Here is a 17,081-nt window from a genome sequence, read left to right as displayed (position 1 = left end):
TTCCTCACGGAAGCGGTGCGTAATCCAGCACTACAGGTTTCAACGTTTGGAGCCTGTTATTTGGAATAACCCACGCAGGAATCCCTCTATCCACACTTGCAGGATTTAATCCGTTCAACACCCCACGAGGCGTGGTAGTTTGAATAATAGTGTAAGGGGAATCACCAAAACCTCTTACTGCTTGTTGAGCGTACGAAGCTGCGCTTTTTGCAGAGGTTGTAAAGTATTTGCCTTCTGCGGCCCCCAAGTTTCGAAACAATCCTGTTGCCTGAATATCAGCAAGCTCAGCTGGTCCGACCGCTCTAAACAAATTAACTGAGCCTGATGATCCGCTACGAATCAACCCGCCTCCAAATGCCAATGAGGCAATCTCGACGGTCGAGGCACCAGCCAGCTCGTTATTTGCAATTGGAATCTGTGGTGTGTTTAGTATTGCTATTGCGTTGTGGGAAGCGAGCGCGCCAACAAAGAGAAGTTGATTGGCGGCTTGTTTGAAAGCACCCACACTGTTGCTAGCCAACGTTCCAGGCACGCCACGCGATCCGAGTTCTACCGTCGTCGGCAAAATAAGTGACTGAAACGTAATGCTCGGCCTGTTTGGGCACCCCCCGTGTTCATCTGCGCATGCAGCTCTGCCATCCGGATCAATGAACCGATACGGATTGTTATTGGCATACCAATACCGATTGAAGTTCCCGCCGGTATTGGCATTAGCCGTTTCCGGATCCATCGATAGGAACCGCCCGATGGTGGGGTCGTAGTACCGCTGCTGCATATACGTCAGGCCGGTCGCCGCATCCTGCACATGCCCGGTGTACCCCGGCCCGTCGGTCAACGGCCGGTTGAACAGCTTGCCGTAGGGCGTGTATTCGCTGCGTTCGATGATGGCGCCGGCGCTGTCGCTCACCGCCACCGGCGTGCCTAAGGCATCGGTGTGCTGGTATTTCAGAGTAGAGCTGCCGCCGGAGAACGGCGTCTCCCGGATGGCCACCAGGCTGCCGTTTAAGTACACGTACTCGCTGGACTTCTGCGTGCGGCCGTTGTGCTGGTACATCAACTGACCGTCGCGGCTGTACTGCGAGAAGATCGCCCCCAGCGTCGGGCTGGCCGCGTACGCCCGCCGGCCCAGGCCGTCGTAGCGGTAGTACTCCACCCCGTCCACCAGCCGCAGCCGGTTGCCCACGTCGAACAGGTACTGCACCCCGTTCTTGTTGGCCAGGTTGCCCCGCTCGTCGTAGCCCAGGCCCACCACGCTGGTGCCATTGCAACCGCCGGTCTTGATATTGGTCAGCTGCCAGCGCGTGTCGTAGCAGTAGTAACGATCGCTGCCGTCGGCGCCTTGCACCCGGGTCAGGTTGTCCAGCACGTCGTAGCTGTAGTGGAACCAGCAGGTGACCGCGTTGAAGCTGCACGAACCGGCGCCGGTGAGGCGGTCGCGGCCGTCGTAGGTCATGGCGCGGTGGTAGGCCGAGCCGCGGGCCAGGTCCAGGATCTGGGCGACGTTGCCGTTGGCATCAAAGCCGTATTGGTGGCTGAGCGCACCGCCCGTGTCGGTGCTCACCAGCGGCAGCTGGCGTGCGTTCTGCGTCAGCGTGTGCGTGAGGCCGTTGCCGTAGGTGAATTGCTGGATCGCCCCGTTCGGGTAATAGCTGACGTTGGTGGCGAAGGTGCCCGCCTTGGTCGGCTGGCCCAATGCATTGGGCTGATAGGCCACCGTGTAGCCGGACGGATACGCATGGCTGGCCAAGCTGCCGTTGGCGTCGTAACCGTAGCCGATGCCCCAGCTGTACCAATTGGGCTGGCTGATCGTCTCGCCCTGGCCGTTGAGCAGACGCCGCTTGTTGTACTGATACGCGCTGACCACCGAACCGGTGTGGTTGGGATCGTTGTAGGCAATGACTTGCGACGGCAGTCCGTCGGGCGTGTAGGTCCAGATCTGGTCGCCTTGGCCATCCGGGAAGGCGAGCGTGGCCAAGCGGTTGCGCGCATCGTAGGTGCGGTCCACGCGGCGCGGCACCACGAAGGCGTGCTCGCGGGTGTAGCCGCACGGCGCCAGCGGCGACCACGGCAGCCCGGTGGCCGACCAGGTCAGATTGCCGGCATCGTCGTAACCGAAAGCGGTGGTGCTGGTTTCCACCTCGGTCTGCTTGCACAGGCGTTGGTATTGGTCGTAAGCGTAATAGCGGCCGGCCGAGACCGTGCTGTCGGCGTTGCGTACCGACACGGTGGTCGGCTTACCGAACACGTCGCGGTCGATGGTGACGAAGACGCCTTCCGGCTGCGCGGCGTACGTGAGCCAATCGGTGCTGGGCTGGTCGTAGGCTTTGTATTGCGTGGTGGTCTGGTAACCGCGCGGATTGGTGACGCGGGTCTGGAAACCGGTCAGATATTCGTAGGTGGTGTTCAGCAGGCCCAGCTCGGAGTTCTGCTGCACCTGGGTCGGCCGGCCCAAGGCGTCGTAGGTAGTCCAGGTGCCTAGTGCATTCGGCGTTTGCGCGGGATCGGCCCAGGTGCCGTAGACCGCCGGCAGCATGTTGCGCTGCGGATAGGAGGCATAAACCACCTGGCCGTTCGCGTCGTAGCGCGTGACGGTTTGGCTGAGCGTATTGCCCAAATCGTTGGTGTCGTAGGTTTCCTGCACCACCGGACGCCACAGCGCGTCGTAGAAGGTGATCTTGCGCGCATTGCCGGTGGATTCCACGCGGCGCCAATGGCCGGCGGGCAGGCCGTATTTCGCTTCGGATGAAGGTGCGAAGGAGACGGTGGTGTTGTTCCAGGCGACATCGTCGTTGTCGGGATAGTCGATCAGGTTCAGCCGGCCCATGGCGTCGTAGCCGTAATTCGTCTGAAAGCCGTTCTCGTCCGTCACCCAGTCTATTTGGCCCAGGTCGTTGACTTGCGCGGACTTGCTGGTCGCGTCGGCAAAGGTGATCGTCTGTGGTATGCCACGCTTCCAGTTAGCGAAACCGGTGGTGTGATTGTTCCCATCGGTAACCGTGGCGAGGGTACCGTTTGCGTTGTAAGCCAGTGTTTGTTGCAGCTTGCCGAAAGCGGATAGCTTCCAGGGTAAAGCGTTCACATCGTAGTCGACTTGCGACTCGACTAACCCGGTATTGCTATTGGTAGACGAAGCCGCCTGGCCAATGACCCATAACGCTGTGTTGTGTTGGTATGCCGTCACGTCCGCCCGGGAATAACCCAACGAACTCGATCGCGTCACAGCCAAGGGATTGGCGTACTGATCAAAGCTATAAACCCCATTGCTCTGATTCACCTCCCACGTAAAAGTGGCGCCTTGCTGGACAGTCTGGCGTCGCCATAGCGGCCTGAATTTCAGCAAGAAACTATTTGCGCGCCAGTTGTAGCTGCCCACAACCGCATCGGGAAATGCCTGCCCTTGCGCCGAGGCGACATAGCTATAGCTGTCGCTTCTGTATGTAGATCCTGATTTTTCGACTTTAGTCGACAACAACTGGCCAAAATTGTTTACGTAGTCGTTGCCGTAGGTGTAGGTAGTCTTGACGCCATTGGGTTCCGTTACGAACGTCTGCGAAGTGGAGCCGCAAGCGGGATTGCACTCGCTGTCGAAGCTCCACGTGGGCGCGTAACTGTAAGCCCAGCTCATGGGCGCTAGGCCCGGACCGCTTATCTTCTTGGAATAAATCGATCCGAGTTGATACACACTGGGGACGGGGCCGACTGCCGGAAAATTATTAGAAGTGTCCGGGCTCTCGGTGGGAGGCAGCAGGGTGCAATTGCCCGGAGTGCGATTACTGCCATGGATGATTTTCCTAAATAGGAATTCGCCTTTCGCACCAGAAGGGTGAGTCATCACGATAGAGGCGGTTTCTTTGGGGCCGGGCGCAACCGACGAAGTCTTGGTCCCAACATGGACTTCGCAGTTTTCCCAAAGGTAACGCGCATCAATATGCGTCAGGTCATAAAGACCGTCGTATAGGTAAGACCAATTAGCGCCATCGGGCTGGCTGACGCTCGCCAATATTCCGGTATTGGCATCGCCCCAATAGGCATAGTCCCAGGTCCGGCCTGCAGTCGAAACCGTAGAGATCTTGCCGATGCTGTTGTAGCCGATTTGGATAGATGCGCCATCGGACGATGCGATGCTGAGTAGGCGGTGTGGATTATTCGGGTCATAGGTGTACGTTATGGAATTTCCGAACCTGTCCACTGCCTTGGTGGCGTATAAGAAAACTTCGTCCCGGTATAGGGAGACGCCGGTGTAGCAAGTCGTGCTGCCTTGACCGGAATTGCAATAGGTGTCGACAAGTCCCGCTGTACTTCGGCTGGCTATCCAATCAAAGTAATATTTCGTGCCATCAGGCAAAACGGCGATGAAGCCCTCGCCTGGCCCGTTTTTTATCGTCGGCAGACAAGCGACGCGCCATTCGGACTTAGTGCCGCCGGAATACGTGAGGCCATCGGTCGGCCGTGGGCGGTTAGCAGGCAGGACATCGAGTTCCTCTTCGCCGTGCCCCGGAACATTGATGGTCGTTCCCGTCCAATAGACATTGTTTTCGTAGGGAACATTGCCGTAAGGGCCGATGCCGTACACCGGGCTGGGCGGCGGTCCGAAACTGCATCGTTGCGTCGAATAGTTCGATCCGACCCATCCCAACTGCTGCGGGAAGATTCCGCGCATATACGGAACGTCGATTTGCCAGAACCGGCCCAATATTTCCGATGTGGGATTGTTGACCCCCCCGTAATTGGCTTGATTGTTGACTACAAGCTTTCGTCCGAAGCTCAGCGGAATCTGGCCATTCGTCTTGACCGCAATATCTGTGACCGAGAATTCCGTAGACCCGTTCGATAGATTGATCCGCTCCCCGAACAGGTCGGTGCCTAGCGCTTCGGTATGCGCCCGGTTGACGATATTGCTGTATTCCTCGGCGTAAGTCGGGCTAATCGTCGACGCAACGGCGTTCGGCGACATGAGCGCAAGCAGTGCAGCGCAAACGCTCATCGCGCGTAAAGGCAAGCCGGCCACTAAAGCCGGCACGGTCGGCCAAGACTTGTTTCTTGCGAACATCTCTTCATACCCCTGTGACCGCCGCGGCGGTATTGCCCTATCCGGCCAGTCGTCGAGGACCGGAGCCACCGCAATACCGCGGCGGCTCCTCTCAGACGAAAGGGCCGTTTCCCCAGGGCCATAGGATACGAGATGGCCGTCTCATTTCCGGAAACCTACTACTTATAGGTTTCAGTACAGCCACTTAGCTTCATCAACAACCGGATTTTCCCGCCGCCGCCGGCGCCCGCACCCGATAAATATCCATCCGCCCCGCCTTAGGCGCTTTGGCGCTGCCGCTAACCAGGATTTCGCCGGGTTTGCTGACATCCACCACCGGCCCGAGCGTGGTGCCGTCGGCGGTGTTGAACGACACGTTCCACGGCGCGGAGTCGGCATAGGTCTTGCCGTCGCAATGCGCCAGCAACAATCGGATCGGCGCGTTCTCCACATCCGTCGATTGCGCGTACACGATCGCCTTGCCGTCGCCGATCCACGCGGCGTCGAATTCGTCGGCCGCGGTGTTGATGCCGGGCACCGGTTTCGGATCGACGAAGGCTTTGCCGTTCCAGCGCGCGACGAACAAATCGTGGCGGCCGGCGCCGCCGAAGCTGTCGCTGGCGAACAGCAAACGCTTGCCGTCGGCCGACGGCGTGGCCGCCCATTCGTTGCCTTTGCCGTTCACGCCGGCGCCCAGGTTTTCGACCGGGCCGAGCGCGCCGTCGGCGGCGACCGGGGCGCGGTACAGATCGTCGCCGCCTTGGCCCCCGTCGCGGTTGGAGAAGAAATAGAGCCAATGCCCGTCGGCGCTGAAGATCGGATCGAAATCGTTCGCGCCGGAATTGACCGACAGCGGCGCGGCGTCGGCCCAGCGGCCGTCGCGCAGGCGGGCCTGCCACAAATCCCAGCCGCCCGGGCCGCCTTTGCGGCTGGTGCTGCCCCAGACGATCCGCTGCCCGTCCGGAGTGACGCTGGCGCGGACTTCACTTTCGGCCGTGGACACTACGCCCATGCCTTCGATCCCGAATTCGGCGAAACCGGCCGCGGCGGCGCCGCAGAGTAGACTGCAAGCCAGGACGGCGGCGTATCGTTTCATCGGAGCGGCCTCTTCGTTGTCCATTGCGCGTTCCCCAGTCTAGTAGAGCGAGACCGATCATGCCGATACTCCGTTACGCCGTCCTGGGCCATCCCGTCGCGCATTCGCTGTCGCCGCGGATCCATGCCGAATTCGGGCGCCAGCTGTCGATCGCGCTGGACTATTCGGCGATCGACGCGGACGCGGACGAGTTCGACAACGCCCTGGCCGCGTTCGCGGCGTCCGGCGGCGTCGGCGCCAACATCACCCTGCCGCACAAGCAGCGCGCGGCGGCGGCGTGCGAAACCTTGAGCGACCGCGCGCGCCGCGCCGGCGCGGCGAACACGCTGGCGCGCGGCGCGACCGGCTGGCACGGCGACAACACCGACGGCGTCGGCCTGGTGCGCGACCTCACCGGCCGGCACGCGCTGGACTTGCGCGCGCGGCGCACGTTGCTGATCGGCGCCGGCGGCGCGGCGCGCGGCGTGGCGCCGGCCTTGCTGGACGCGGGCATCGGCGATTTGTTCATCGCCAACCGCAGTGCCGACCGCGCCGACGCGTTGGCCGATGCGTTGGCGCAGCCCGGACGCGTGCATCCGCGCTATCTGGACGACCTGCGCGCGCTGGGCGAATTCGACCTGATCGTCAACGCCACGTCCGCCGCGCGCGACGGCGGCTTGCCGGCGCTGCCGATGTCGCTGGTGGGCAAACGTACGGCTGCGGTCGACTTGAGCTACGGCGAAGTCGCGATTCCGTTCCTGGCCTGGGCGCGCGCGGCCGGCGCGCACGATGCGATCGACGGGCTCGGCATGCTGGTCGAACAGGCGGCGGAAAGCTTCGCGCTGTGGCACGGCAAGCGGCCGGATACCGATCCCGTCTACGAGCAGCTGATCGAGCACCGCGCCGCGCTGGTCACCGCGGACTGAAGCCGTGGACTGCCGCGCCGGTTGCGGCGCGTGCTGCATCGCGCCTTCGATCGCTTCGCCGATACCGGGCATGCCGCACGGCAAGCCGGCGGGCATCCCTTGCGTGCAGTTGGACGACGAATTGCGTTGCCGCTTATTCGGCAAACCGGAACGGCCGGCGTTCTGCGCCTCGTTGCGGCCGATGGCGTCGATGTGCGGCGGATCGCGCGAGGAGGCGCTGGCGCTGCTGATCGCATTGGAGCGCGCCACGGCACCCTGAGCTTTCGCTTTGTAGAGCGGAGCTTGCTCCGCTGCTCTTTTCTTTTTGCTCGTGTAGAGCGGAGCTTGCTCCGCTGCTGCGGCTTTTCGTAGGAGCGGCTTTAGTCGCGAGATTTTTCTTGGAAATCGCCGCGGTGTCGCGATTGAAGGAAAGAGCTCGTGGCTAAAGCCGCTCCTACAAAAAAGCAACGGCAGCGGAGCAAGCTCCGCTCTACACAAGCCGAAGCAAGGCAGCGGGGCGAGCCCCGCTCTACAAAGCAAAGGCTAGAGCAAACCGTCGCGCTTCACGGAGAGGTATTGCTGCACCAGCGCCGCCGGCAATTGCGCGCTGGTGACGTCGAGCACGGTGATGTGGTGGCGGCGCAAGGCTTCGTGCGCTTGCGCGCGTTCGGCCAGGTAGCGCGCGGTGGCGCCGGCGAGCACGGCGTCTTCGGGGTTCGGCGCGCTGGACGCCATGATGTCGTCCAGGGCCTGTTCGCGCAGGCTGGCGATGGCGACCAGATGCCGCTTCTGCAGCATGCGCGCCGCCGCCAGCAAATCTTCGCTGTCCTCGTCGCGGACGTTGGTCACCCACAGCACCAGCGCGCGGCGGCGCTGCAGCAACGACAGCTCGGTGGCCGCGGCCAGGTAATCGGTGGCTTCGGCGCGCGGCTGCAGATCGTAGGCGGCGCGCAGCAGCACGTCGATGGACGCCGCGCCGCGCTGCGAAGGCACCCAGCGCCGGTCGCCGCCGCTGGCGTGCAAGGCAACGCCGTCGCCCTGGCGCAGCGCGAGGTAGGCGACCACGAGCGATGCGTCCAAAGCCTGGTCGAAATGGCCCAGCGCGCCGTCGCGCGCCAGCATGCGGCGGCCGGTGTCGAGCATCAGCACGATCTGCTGGTTCTTCTCGTCCTCGTACTCGCGCGAGATCAGTTTCTTGGCGCGCGCGGTGGCTTTCCAGTCGATCTGGCGCAGGCTGTCGCCGACGCGGTATTCGCGCAGCTGTTCGAAATCGGTGCCCTGCCCGCGCCGCCGTTTCAGATGCGCCCCGACCAGGCGCGAAGCCTGGTCCGCGCTGAGCAAGGCGAAGCGGGTCAGCGGCACGAAATTCGGGAACACGCGCACCGCGTGCGGCGGACCGGCCACCCGCGATTGCCGCCACAGCCGCAGCGGCGAACGCAGCCGCATCTGCACGCCTTCGAATTCGAAAGCGCCGCGCGCGGTGGGCCGCAGTTTGTAACCGACGCTGGCGACCGTGCCCGGATTCAACACGATCCGCCGCGGCAAGCCTTCCGATTCCCACGCGCCGGGATGCAGATCGTGCACGTCGAACGTGCGCCGATGCTCGCCGGGCGCGAACTCGAGCTGCACTTCGCGTTCGACGCCGATGGCCAAAGCGTCCGGCAGCAGCCGACGCACTTCCGGCGTCGGCGTGCGGCGCAACGCCAAGACGTCGAAAACCGCCAATGCGGCCAGCGCCGCACAAGTCCACGCCCAGGTTTCCAAGCCGATCGAACCGAAAGCCGCCGCTCCGCCGATCGCCGCGCACGCGACCAGGCACGCGATCAGCAACGGCGCCGGGCGCGCGAAGCCGATCGCGGACAAGGGACGGTCGCGGACGGCGGCTTCGCTCATCGGCGCGGCGCTTCCACCTTGGCCAGCAGCGCGTGCAGCACCGTGTCGGGATCCTGGCCTTCGATCTGCAGTTCCGGCGCGAGCGCGATGCGGTGGCGCAACGCGGGCTTGGCCACTTCGCGCACGTCGTCGGGCGTGACGAAATCGCGGCCCGACAGCACCGCCTGGGCGCGCGACGCGCGCGCCAGCGCCAGGCTGCCGCGCGGGCCGGCGCCCATCGCGATGCCCGGCCATTTGCGCGTCGCGGCCACGATCCGCACCGCATAATCGATCACCGCATCGTCGAGCAGCACCTGCGCGGTGCCGATCTGCATCGCGACGATCTCCTCGGCCGTGGCCACTTGCCGCAAGCCGTCCAAATCGAAGGAGGACGCGGTGCTGCCGCGGCCGATCTCGGCCACCATTCGCTTCTCGTCGGCGAGCGCCGGATAGCCGATCAGCACTTTCAGCAGGAAGCGGTCGAGTTGCGCTTCGGGCAGCGGATAGGTGCCTTCCTGTTCGATCGGGTTCTGCGTCGCCAAGGCCATGAACGGCGGCGGCAGCGGGAAGCTGCTGCCTTCGATGGTCACCTGCTGCTCCTGCATCGCTTCGAGCAGCGCCGATTGGGTCTTGGCCGGCGCGCGGTTGATTTCGTCGGCCAACAACAGATGGGTGAACAGCGGGCCGCGGCGGATGCTGAAGCTTTCCGTGCGCGAGTCGTAGACGGCGTGGCCGCTGATGTCGCTGGGCATCAGGTCGGGCGTGAACTGGACGCGGGCGAAGCTGCAGCCCAAGGTTTTCGCCAAGGCGCGCACCAGCAGGGTTTTGCCCAATCCGGGCACGCCTTCCAGCAGCACGTGGCCGCCGGCGAGCAGCGCGATCAGCACTTGGTCCAGCACGGTTTCCTGGCCGATGAAGGCGCCGGCCACTTGGTCGCGAATCGCCGCGATGCGCGCGGTCAGGGCTTCGCCGGTCATGGCGGCGGGCGGAGTCTGGCTCATAGTCGGTTTCTCAATCGGATCAACAGGGTTATCCGCAACCGCAGGTCGGCGTTGTCGCCGGCCTTGGGCGATTGCAGGGCTTCTTGCACTTGGGTGATGGGCATCGTCGCGCGCGCGGCGATCGCTTCCCATTGCGCTTGGCCACTCAATGCAGCGGCCAGCGGATCGCGGCGGCGCAGGCGCGCATCGAAAGCGTCGCGCACGGCCTGGTACAGCACCGGTCCGCGCCCGAAACGCATCGCATGTTCGCCGGCGGCGCGCACGTGCTCGACCAGCGAACGCCTCGCCAGCGCCGGCGACGGCATCAGCGGGCCGAAGCGCTGCATCCGCGACCACAGCCAGGCGAACAGCGCCACCAGCAGCGGCGCCCACACCGGCCAGCCGCGCTCCAGCAACAACCGCCACCAGGGCGGCATGTCGGCGCGATAGATCAGGTGAAACGCGCCCGCGCCGTAGTTGGGTTGCAGCAATTGCCGCGCGAACGCCGCATTGGCCTCGTTGTCCAATCCGCTATTGGTCATGAAGCTCAGGTCCGACACCACGTCGGCGCTGCCGTAGCCGTAGCGCAGGCGCGCGTAGACGTCGCCTTTGTCGGCGGCGTCGCGCAAACGCGCGGTCACCGACGCTTCGTTGGCGACGGCGAAGCGGGCATCGCCGCAGAACAGCATCGTTTCCTTGCCGCGGTATGCGAACAGCAGGCACGATTCGGGAACGTCGAGCGTGGCCACCCCCAGACGGTTGAGCAAAGTGCGTTGCGCCGCCGGCGTAGCTTCGGCTTCGAAAGCCGGCGCCGTCAGCACCAAGTGCCCGCCGCGCGACACCCAATTCAACAAGGCTTCGGTATCGCGCGCGCCCAATTGGCCGCCGTCGCCGACCATCACCACCGTGTCGCGCGGGCCCAGCGCCATCTGCGCCAAATCCAGGCGCTGCCGCGACTCCACTTTCTGGCCGGCGTTTTCCAAGGTCTTCTTCAACGCATAGAGCGGGTTGTAGGCCGCTTCGCCGATCGGCGGCAGATCGATCTCGCGTTCCACCTTGACGAAGGCCCAGCGCCACAACAGCACGGCGCCGACCAGCACCGCCGCGACCAGCGCTGCGATCAGGGCTTTTTTCTGCGTCGCCGTCATGCCGCCCACCCGAAGCGCGACGCCGCGCGTTGCAGCAGCGATTCGAACGCGTCGTTATCCGGCAACCGCTGCGCATAGGCCGCGTGCTGCCAGACCCGCACCACCTGGGCGAAGGCTTCGCGGTCTTCGGCGCTGGGCATGCGTCGCGATGCGCGCAGGCATTCGGCTTCGGTGGCGCCGGGCGCCAGCGCCGCGTTCGCGCGCTCGACCATCTTCTGCACGCTGCCGCGATACAGCAGGGCCAACGCGGCGCGGGCTTGGCCCTGCATCCACAATTTGCGCGCCGCGGAAGCGACGTCGGCGGGCAGTGTTTCGGGCATCGGCACCGCGGCTTCGGCGATCGGCGACGGCTCCGGAACGGCTTTGCCGCCCTGCCACATCGGCCCCCACCAGCGCTTGATCTGCCAGAGGATCAAAACCGCTGCGCCGATCGCCGCCAGCCACATCGCGGCCTTGAACAGCAGCGCGAAAACCTCGCCGACACCGGAGCCGGGATTGGCGCTGCGCTTGGCGTCCGGTTTCCAGCGCAATTCCCAGAAGCTTTGCTTGCGTTTGGGATTGAGCAACGGATCGCGATACGCGTCGCCGACCGCGCCGGCGAAGCGCGCGTCCTCAACGAAGGCCGGGCCGTCGATGGCCTGTTCCAGCGGACGTCGCGGCGCTTTCGCAGCGGCGGCGGCCGCCGCGGCAGCGGCGCGTTCGGCGGTGATCGGCGCTTCGCTGGGCGTGGCGTGCGCCGGCATCCATGCGCCGGCGGCCAGGCCGATGCACAGCGCTACGCCCAGCGGCACCGCGGCGCGCAATCGCGTCGCCAGGCGCCGGAACGCCAGTTCCAGATCCCAGGCTTCCAAATGCGTGCGGCGGTTGAGATAGAACGCGAATCCGGCGCCCATATAGAACGGTTCGACGAAGCTCATCGCCGACCAGACGATCGCGTTCCACGCCAGCCATGCCCATTTCGGCGGCGATTCGAACAGCAGCGACCACACCGCGAGCGCCGATTCGGACAGGTATTCCATCGGCACGAACAGGAACACCGCCGTCACGCAGGACAGCGCGAGGATGCCTTCGAAAGTCATGCACAGAAAAGTCAAACCCATCGCCGCGCCGCTGCCGCGCGCGCCGACGATGGCTTTGCGCCGTTCCCTGAGCTGCTCGCCTTTCGCGCCTTCCAGCAGCGTCACCGGCATCGCCACCGAACGCGTCAGGCTCGGCCGTCCCCAGGTGAGATCGCGCAGCAGGCCGCCCCAACCGAACACGCGCGGCGCGGACAAGGTTTCGCGCACCGTCGGCGCGCCGCCGAACACCGCGCGCGACAGCACGAACAAGGGCAGGCGGTCGAACAGCGGCTTCAGCCACCACATCGCGATGCCCGCCCAAGGCAACGCGTCGAGCATCCACGCCGCGGCGTTGAGGATCGCGAACAGCGGCAGGCTCAACGCGAACCAGGCCAGCCAGATCGTGCGCGCGTAACGGCGCACCATGGCCAGGCCGAGCTCCATCGCCTCCCAGGGCGAGCGCGGCCGCAGTTCGACTTGGATCCGGTCAAGCCGCATCCGCACCGCCCCTGCCGCCGCGCCACAACCAGAGGATCACCACCGCCCACAACACGGCGGACACGGCGAATTTCACCGCCGCGGGAATGCTGCCGATCGACGACCAGAACGCTTCGATGAAGGCCGCCACCACCAGCATCGCCAGCACGCCCAGGCACAACAGGCCGCCGCGGCGTCCGGCTTCGATCAGCGCGTCGCTGCGGCGGCGGTTGCCCGGCGCCAGCAGATTGAAACCCAAGCGCAGGCCGGCGCCGCCGGCGATGACGATGGCGGTGAGTTCGAACGGCGCATGGCCGACGACGAAGCGCCAGAACGTGCTGCCGTAGCCGATCTGGTGCAGATGGCCGGCGACGCCGCCGATGATCACGCCGTTCATCAGCAGCACGATCGCGCTGCCGACGCCGGCCAGCAGGCCGCTGGCGAAAGTGCGGAAGCCGATGCTGACGTTGTTGAAGATGTAGTGCCCGAACATGGCCACGTCGGTGCCGCTGTCGCGGCCGATCCGCCAGGCGCTTTCGGCCGGGTCGTACATCTTTTCGAATTCGGCCAGCTGTTGCGGCGAAAACAAGGTGTGCACCAGCTCCGGCCGCCATTGCAGCACGAAGAACACGGCCACCAATGGCACCGCGAACAGCAGCAGCGAAGCCAGCATGCATTTCCATTCCGCGCGCACCAGCCGCGGGAAACCGCCGCCGATGAAAGCCAGCGCGACGTGCGAGCGCACCGGCGCGTTGCGGTAGAGCGCGTTGTGGCCGCGCTGCATCAGGTCCTGCAGGCGCGCGGTCACTTGCGGGCTGTAGCCGCGCCGGCGCGCCAGCGCCAGGTGATGGCAGATGCGCCGATACAAGCCGGGCACGTCTTCGTCGCGGACGGCGTCGAGGACGAGGCGCTGGCGTTGGCGCGGCGATTTCTCGCCGCGCGCCGCGAGCCAGCGCTCGAAATCGTCCCAGGCGGCGCGATGGCGCGCGACGAAATGCTCCTGCCTCATCGCCGCCCCAGCAATCCGTCGGCGATCGCGTGCAGCCGCCGCACGCTCATCTCGCCGCGCGCGCCGGTCAACTCGGGCACCAGGTCGGCGAGTTCCTCTTGGCGTTCGCTCGTCAACGCGCCGGCGCGTTCGTCGAAAGCGATCACCGCGGTCTGTTCCTGCACGCTGAGCGGCACCGGCACCGCATCGGACAAAGCGTCGCTGGCCGCCGTGCGCGCGCTCAGCTCGGACGGCGGCGGCAGATGCACGACCAGCGTGCCGGCGACGATATCGCCCAGGCGCCGCCCCCAAGGATCGAGGAAGCCGGTGACGACGCCGGCGGCGTAGCCCACCGGCAGCATGTCGACGGTGCGCAGCAGGTTGCGCACCACCGAACCTTGCCAGCCCACCGGCGCGCCGTCGCTGCGCACCACCCGCAGCCGCATCGCGCGCTTGCCGGGCGTTTGGCCCTGCCACGCCACTTCGAACACGATCGGATAGATCCACCAGATCGCGAACGCGATCACCGCCACCACGCCCACGCCCGATTCGCCCAGGAAACTGAGCGCGATCGCGAACACCCACAGCACGCCGAAGCGGATGCCCGCATCGATGCCCCAGGCCACCGACCGCAACAGCGGCCCGGCGGCGGGGAGTCGTAATTCCACGCCCTCCGGGGTGTGGACGCCGCGGACGGTATCGAGCATCAGACGTCGACGACGATCGTGTCCGCGATCATGTCGTGGATGCAGCGCTTCTCTTCGCCGAAGATGAAGAGCGGGTCGGCCAGGCTGAAGATGAAGCCGATGAACGGAATGGCGCCTATCAACCCGGGCACGAAATAGCGCAAGGCGAAGATCCGTCCCAGGCCGGCGCGGCTGCCGTCGCTGCGCACGATCTTGATGCCCAGCATTCTCTTGCCGACGGTCTGTCCGTACTTGTGCAGCAAGTAAAGCTGATAACCCGCGAATGCGAGGATGCCCAGGCCGAGGACGCCGAACAGGATGTCCGCGCCGCCGGAAGAACCCGCTTTTTGCAAGCTGAAGCCGGGAATGACCACCGCCAACACGATCGCCGGCACCACGATCACCGCGCTGTCCAGCAATACCGCGCCGAGCCGGACCAGGCGCGACGACTTGACCAGCTCGGCGGTCTCCTCGTCCACCACGCGCGCCGTCGGCGCCGCGTAAGGATTCGCGGCCTGCCCGCGCATGCCCCACTGTTCTTCCGCGTTGTTGTACGGATCCACCATCTTCGTTTCCCCCTGTTGGATGACGCGTTCCCCGGTGCGACTTTAGCCGTCCCTGGCGGCAGAGGGAATCGCGCTGGCTCGGGAAACTCCCTCTCCCCTCGGGAGAGGGCCGGGGTGAGGGTTCGGCGAAGCGACGCGAGCCCGAACGCGTCGCTTCGTCAAACTTTCTCCGCTCTTCGGGCACCTTCCAAGGGAGAAAGGAAAGCGCGTACGGCCTACTCGCCGGCCAGATAGCGGTCCTTCATCCGCACGTAGTGCTGGGCGCTGTAATAAAGCGCCTCGATCTCGGCCTCGCTGAGCCGGCGCGCGAACCGGCCGGGATTGCCCAGCCACATCTCGCCCTCGCCGACGGTCTTGCCCGGCGCGATCAGCGCGCCGGCGCCGACGAAGCCGTGCTTCTTCACCACCGCGCCGTCCAGCACGATCGCGCCCATGCCGATCAGCGCCGCATCCTCGATGCGGCAGGCGTGCACGACGGCTTTGTGGCCGATGGTCACATCCTCGCCGATCACCGTCGCGAAGCCGCCGAGCTTGGCGTGCGGTCCGTCGTGGCTCACATGCACCACGGTGCCGTCCTGGATGTTGGTGCGGGCGCCGATGCGGATGAAATTGACGTCGCCGCGCACCACGGTGCCGGGCCAGATCGAGACGTCGTCGCCCAGCGCCACGTCGCCGATCACGGTCGCGGCCGGGTCCACGTAAACGCGCTGTCCCAGTTCGGGCAGCTTTCCTAGATAAGGGCGCAGGTCCATGGCGTGATTGTAAGCCGGGGCCGCACTACACTGCGGCGTATGGATACCGCCGCCGATACGCCCGTCGCCGAGTTGCGCCCCACCCTGGCCCGCCTGCGCGAAGCCTGGCAGGCCGGCAAGCCCGGTTACGCGCAGCGCCGCGACGACCTGCGCCGCCTGCGCCAGGCGCTGAAATCGCGCCTGGACGAAATGGCCAAGACCATCGCCGCCGATTTCGGCCACCGCTCGACGCACGAGACCCTGCTCTCCGACGGCATGACCGTGCTCGGCGAGATCGATCATCTGCTGCGCCATTTGCGCGGCTGGATGAAGCCCAAGCGCGTCGGCGTGGACTGGAAGTTCTGGCCGGCGCGCGCCGAAATCCGCCCCGAACCGCTGGGCGTGGTCGGCGTGATCGCGCCTTGGAACTATCCGGTGAACCTGGCGCTGATCCCGCTGGCCACCGCGATCGCCGCCGGCAATCACGTCTATCTGAAACCTTCCGAGCACACCCCGCGCACCGCGCGCTTCTTGCGCGATTTGCTGGCCGAAGTGTTTCCGGAAGACCGCGTCGCCGTCGCATTCGGCGGCGCGGAAGTGGCTTCGCAATTCGCCGCGCTGCCTTTCGATCATCTGGTGTTCACCGGCTCGACCGCGGTCGGCCGCAAGGTGATGGCCGCCGCTGCGCAGAACCTCACGCCCGTGACGCTGGAATTGGGCGGCAAGTCGCCGGCGATCGTGTGCCCGGATTTCCCGGTCGAATTGGCCGCCGCGCGCTTGGCGACCGGCAAGTGGTTCAACGGCGGCCAGACCTGCATCGCGCCGGATTACGTGTTCGTCGACGCGGCGCGCCGCGACGCACTGGTGGCGGCGCTGCGCGAGCAAGTGCACGCGCGCTACGCCGGCGGCGCCGGCGGCGACTACACCCGGATCATCAACCAAGGCCAATGGCAGCGGCTGCAAGGCTATGTCGACGACGCCGCGGCCAAGGGCCTGCAAGTCATCGCGCTGCAGCCCGGCGACGCCGGCGCGCGCAGTTTTCCGCCTACGCTGGTGATCGAGCCGGGCGACGATGCGAAGGTGATGCAAGACGAAATCTTCGGCCCGATCCTGCCGATCAAGAGTTATCGCTCGCTGGACGAGGCCATCGCCTACGTCAACGCGCACGAGCGGCCGCTGGCACTGTATCCGTTCGGCTACGACCGCGCCGCGATCGAGCGGATCCTCGGCAACACCTTGGCCGGCGGCGTCACCGTCAACGACAGCCTGATCCATTTCGCGATCAACGCCCTGCCTTTCGGCGGCGTCGGCGCCAGCGGCATGGGCGCCTACCACAGCCGCGCCGGCTTCGACGCCTTCAGCAAGCAACTGCCGATCCTGTGGCAGACGCGCCGCGCCGGCAGCGACTTGCTCAAGCCGCCCTATTCCAAGGTCGAGCGTTTCATCCGCCTGCTGGTCCGCTGACGCTCCGGCTCGGCCTGCTGGCCCGCCGACGCTCCGCTTGTGTAGAGTCGAGCCTGCTCGACTGCTTTTCCCTCACCAAACGCCGAACATCAAGAGCAGTCG

Annotated in this window: 13 protein-coding genes; 3 read left to right on the top strand and 10 right to left on the bottom strand. The window is 65.4% G+C overall.

Annotated features, from left to right (window positions below; all coding sequences use genetic code 11):
• Positions 1-4: 4 nt before the first annotated feature.
• Positions 5-5,050 (bottom strand): RHS repeat domain-containing protein, encoded by a 5,046-nt coding sequence (locus FCE95_RS09430; protein ID WP_137266777.1) that lies wholly within the window; start codon positions 5,048-5,050, stop codon positions 5-7.
• A 193-nt stretch (positions 5,051-5,243) separates the two neighbouring features.
• Entirely contained in the window at positions 5,244-6,125 is an 882-nt protein-coding gene (locus FCE95_RS09425) for a TolB family protein (protein WP_137266776.1), read from the bottom strand.
• 59 nt (positions 6,126-6,184) lie between these two features.
• Here FCE95_RS09425 and aroE point away from each other — a divergent pair, with 59 nt between their 5' ends.
• On the top strand, positions 6,185-7,030 hold the full coding sequence (aroE, locus tag FCE95_RS09420; protein ID WP_137266775.1) for a shikimate dehydrogenase: 846 nt from the start codon (positions 6,185-6,187) through the stop codon (positions 7,028-7,030).
• Positions 7,031-7,034: 4 nt separating this feature from the next.
• Positions 7,035-7,289 carry a YkgJ family cysteine cluster protein gene (locus FCE95_RS09415; protein WP_137266774.1) on the top strand — a complete coding sequence of 85 codons (255 nt, stop codon included), beginning with the start codon at positions 7,035-7,037 and terminating at the stop codon, positions 7,287-7,289.
• Between the two features lie 263 nt (positions 7,290-7,552).
• Here FCE95_RS09415 and FCE95_RS09410 read toward each other — a convergent pair whose 3' ends face one another.
• From FCE95_RS09410 to FCE95_RS09375, 8 genes are all read right to left on the bottom strand, one after another.
• A complete protein-coding gene (locus FCE95_RS09410; protein WP_137266773.1) occupies positions 7,553-8,902 on the bottom strand; it encodes a DUF58 domain-containing protein in 1,350 nt (449 codons plus the stop codon).
• Positions 8,899-9,882, bottom strand: a complete 984-nt coding sequence (locus FCE95_RS09405) for an AAA family ATPase (protein WP_137266772.1) — start codon at positions 9,880-9,882, stop codon at positions 8,899-8,901. The genes FCE95_RS09410 and FCE95_RS09405 overlap by 4 nt, the downstream gene beginning before the upstream one ends.
• Positions 9,879-11,009, bottom strand: a complete 1,131-nt coding sequence (locus tag FCE95_RS09400; protein ID WP_137266771.1) for a DUF4350 domain-containing protein — start codon at positions 11,007-11,009, stop codon at positions 9,879-9,881. The genes FCE95_RS09405 and FCE95_RS09400 overlap by 4 nt, the downstream gene beginning before the upstream one ends.
• Entirely contained in the window at positions 11,006-12,565 is a 1,560-nt protein-coding gene (locus FCE95_RS09395; RefSeq protein WP_137266770.1) for a DUF4129 domain-containing protein, read from the bottom strand. The genes FCE95_RS09400 and FCE95_RS09395 overlap by 4 nt, the downstream gene beginning before the upstream one ends.
• The gene (locus FCE95_RS09390) at positions 12,555-13,553 is read right to left on the bottom strand and encodes a stage II sporulation protein M (RefSeq protein ID WP_137266769.1); all 999 of its coding nucleotides are present in this window, start codon (positions 13,551-13,553) and stop codon (positions 12,555-12,557) included. The genes FCE95_RS09395 and FCE95_RS09390 overlap by 11 nt, the downstream gene beginning before the upstream one ends.
• Positions 13,550-14,239, bottom strand: coding sequence for an RDD family protein (locus tag FCE95_RS09385; protein ID WP_137266768.1), 690 nt, complete (start codon positions 14,237-14,239; stop codon positions 13,550-13,552). Before FCE95_RS09385 ends, FCE95_RS09390 begins: the two co-directional genes overlap by 4 nt.
• Positions 14,239-14,784 (bottom strand): RDD family protein, encoded by a 546-nt coding sequence (locus FCE95_RS09380; RefSeq protein WP_223266840.1) that lies wholly within the window; start codon positions 14,782-14,784, stop codon positions 14,239-14,241. Before FCE95_RS09380 ends, FCE95_RS09385 begins: the two co-directional genes overlap by 1 nt.
• A gap of 215 nt (positions 14,785-14,999) precedes the next feature.
• Positions 15,000-15,536, bottom strand: coding sequence for a gamma carbonic anhydrase family protein (locus tag FCE95_RS09375; RefSeq protein ID WP_137266767.1), 537 nt, complete (start codon positions 15,534-15,536; stop codon positions 15,000-15,002).
• Positions 15,537-15,575: 39 nt separating this feature from the next.
• Between FCE95_RS09375 and FCE95_RS09370 the strand changes: the two genes are divergently transcribed.
• Positions 15,576-16,979: a coniferyl aldehyde dehydrogenase gene (locus FCE95_RS09370; RefSeq protein WP_137266766.1), complete on the top strand. Its 1,404-nt coding sequence runs from the start codon at positions 15,576-15,578 to the stop codon at positions 16,977-16,979.
• The last annotated feature ends 102 nt before the right edge of the window (positions 16,980-17,081 follow it).

Origin of the sequence: Luteimonas gilva (assembly GCF_005239095.1) — a bacterium.
GTDB classification, from domain to species: Bacteria; Pseudomonadota; Gammaproteobacteria; order Xanthomonadales; family Xanthomonadaceae; genus Luteimonas_C; species Luteimonas_C gilva.
This window is presented reverse-complemented; position numbering and strand designations above follow the sequence as displayed.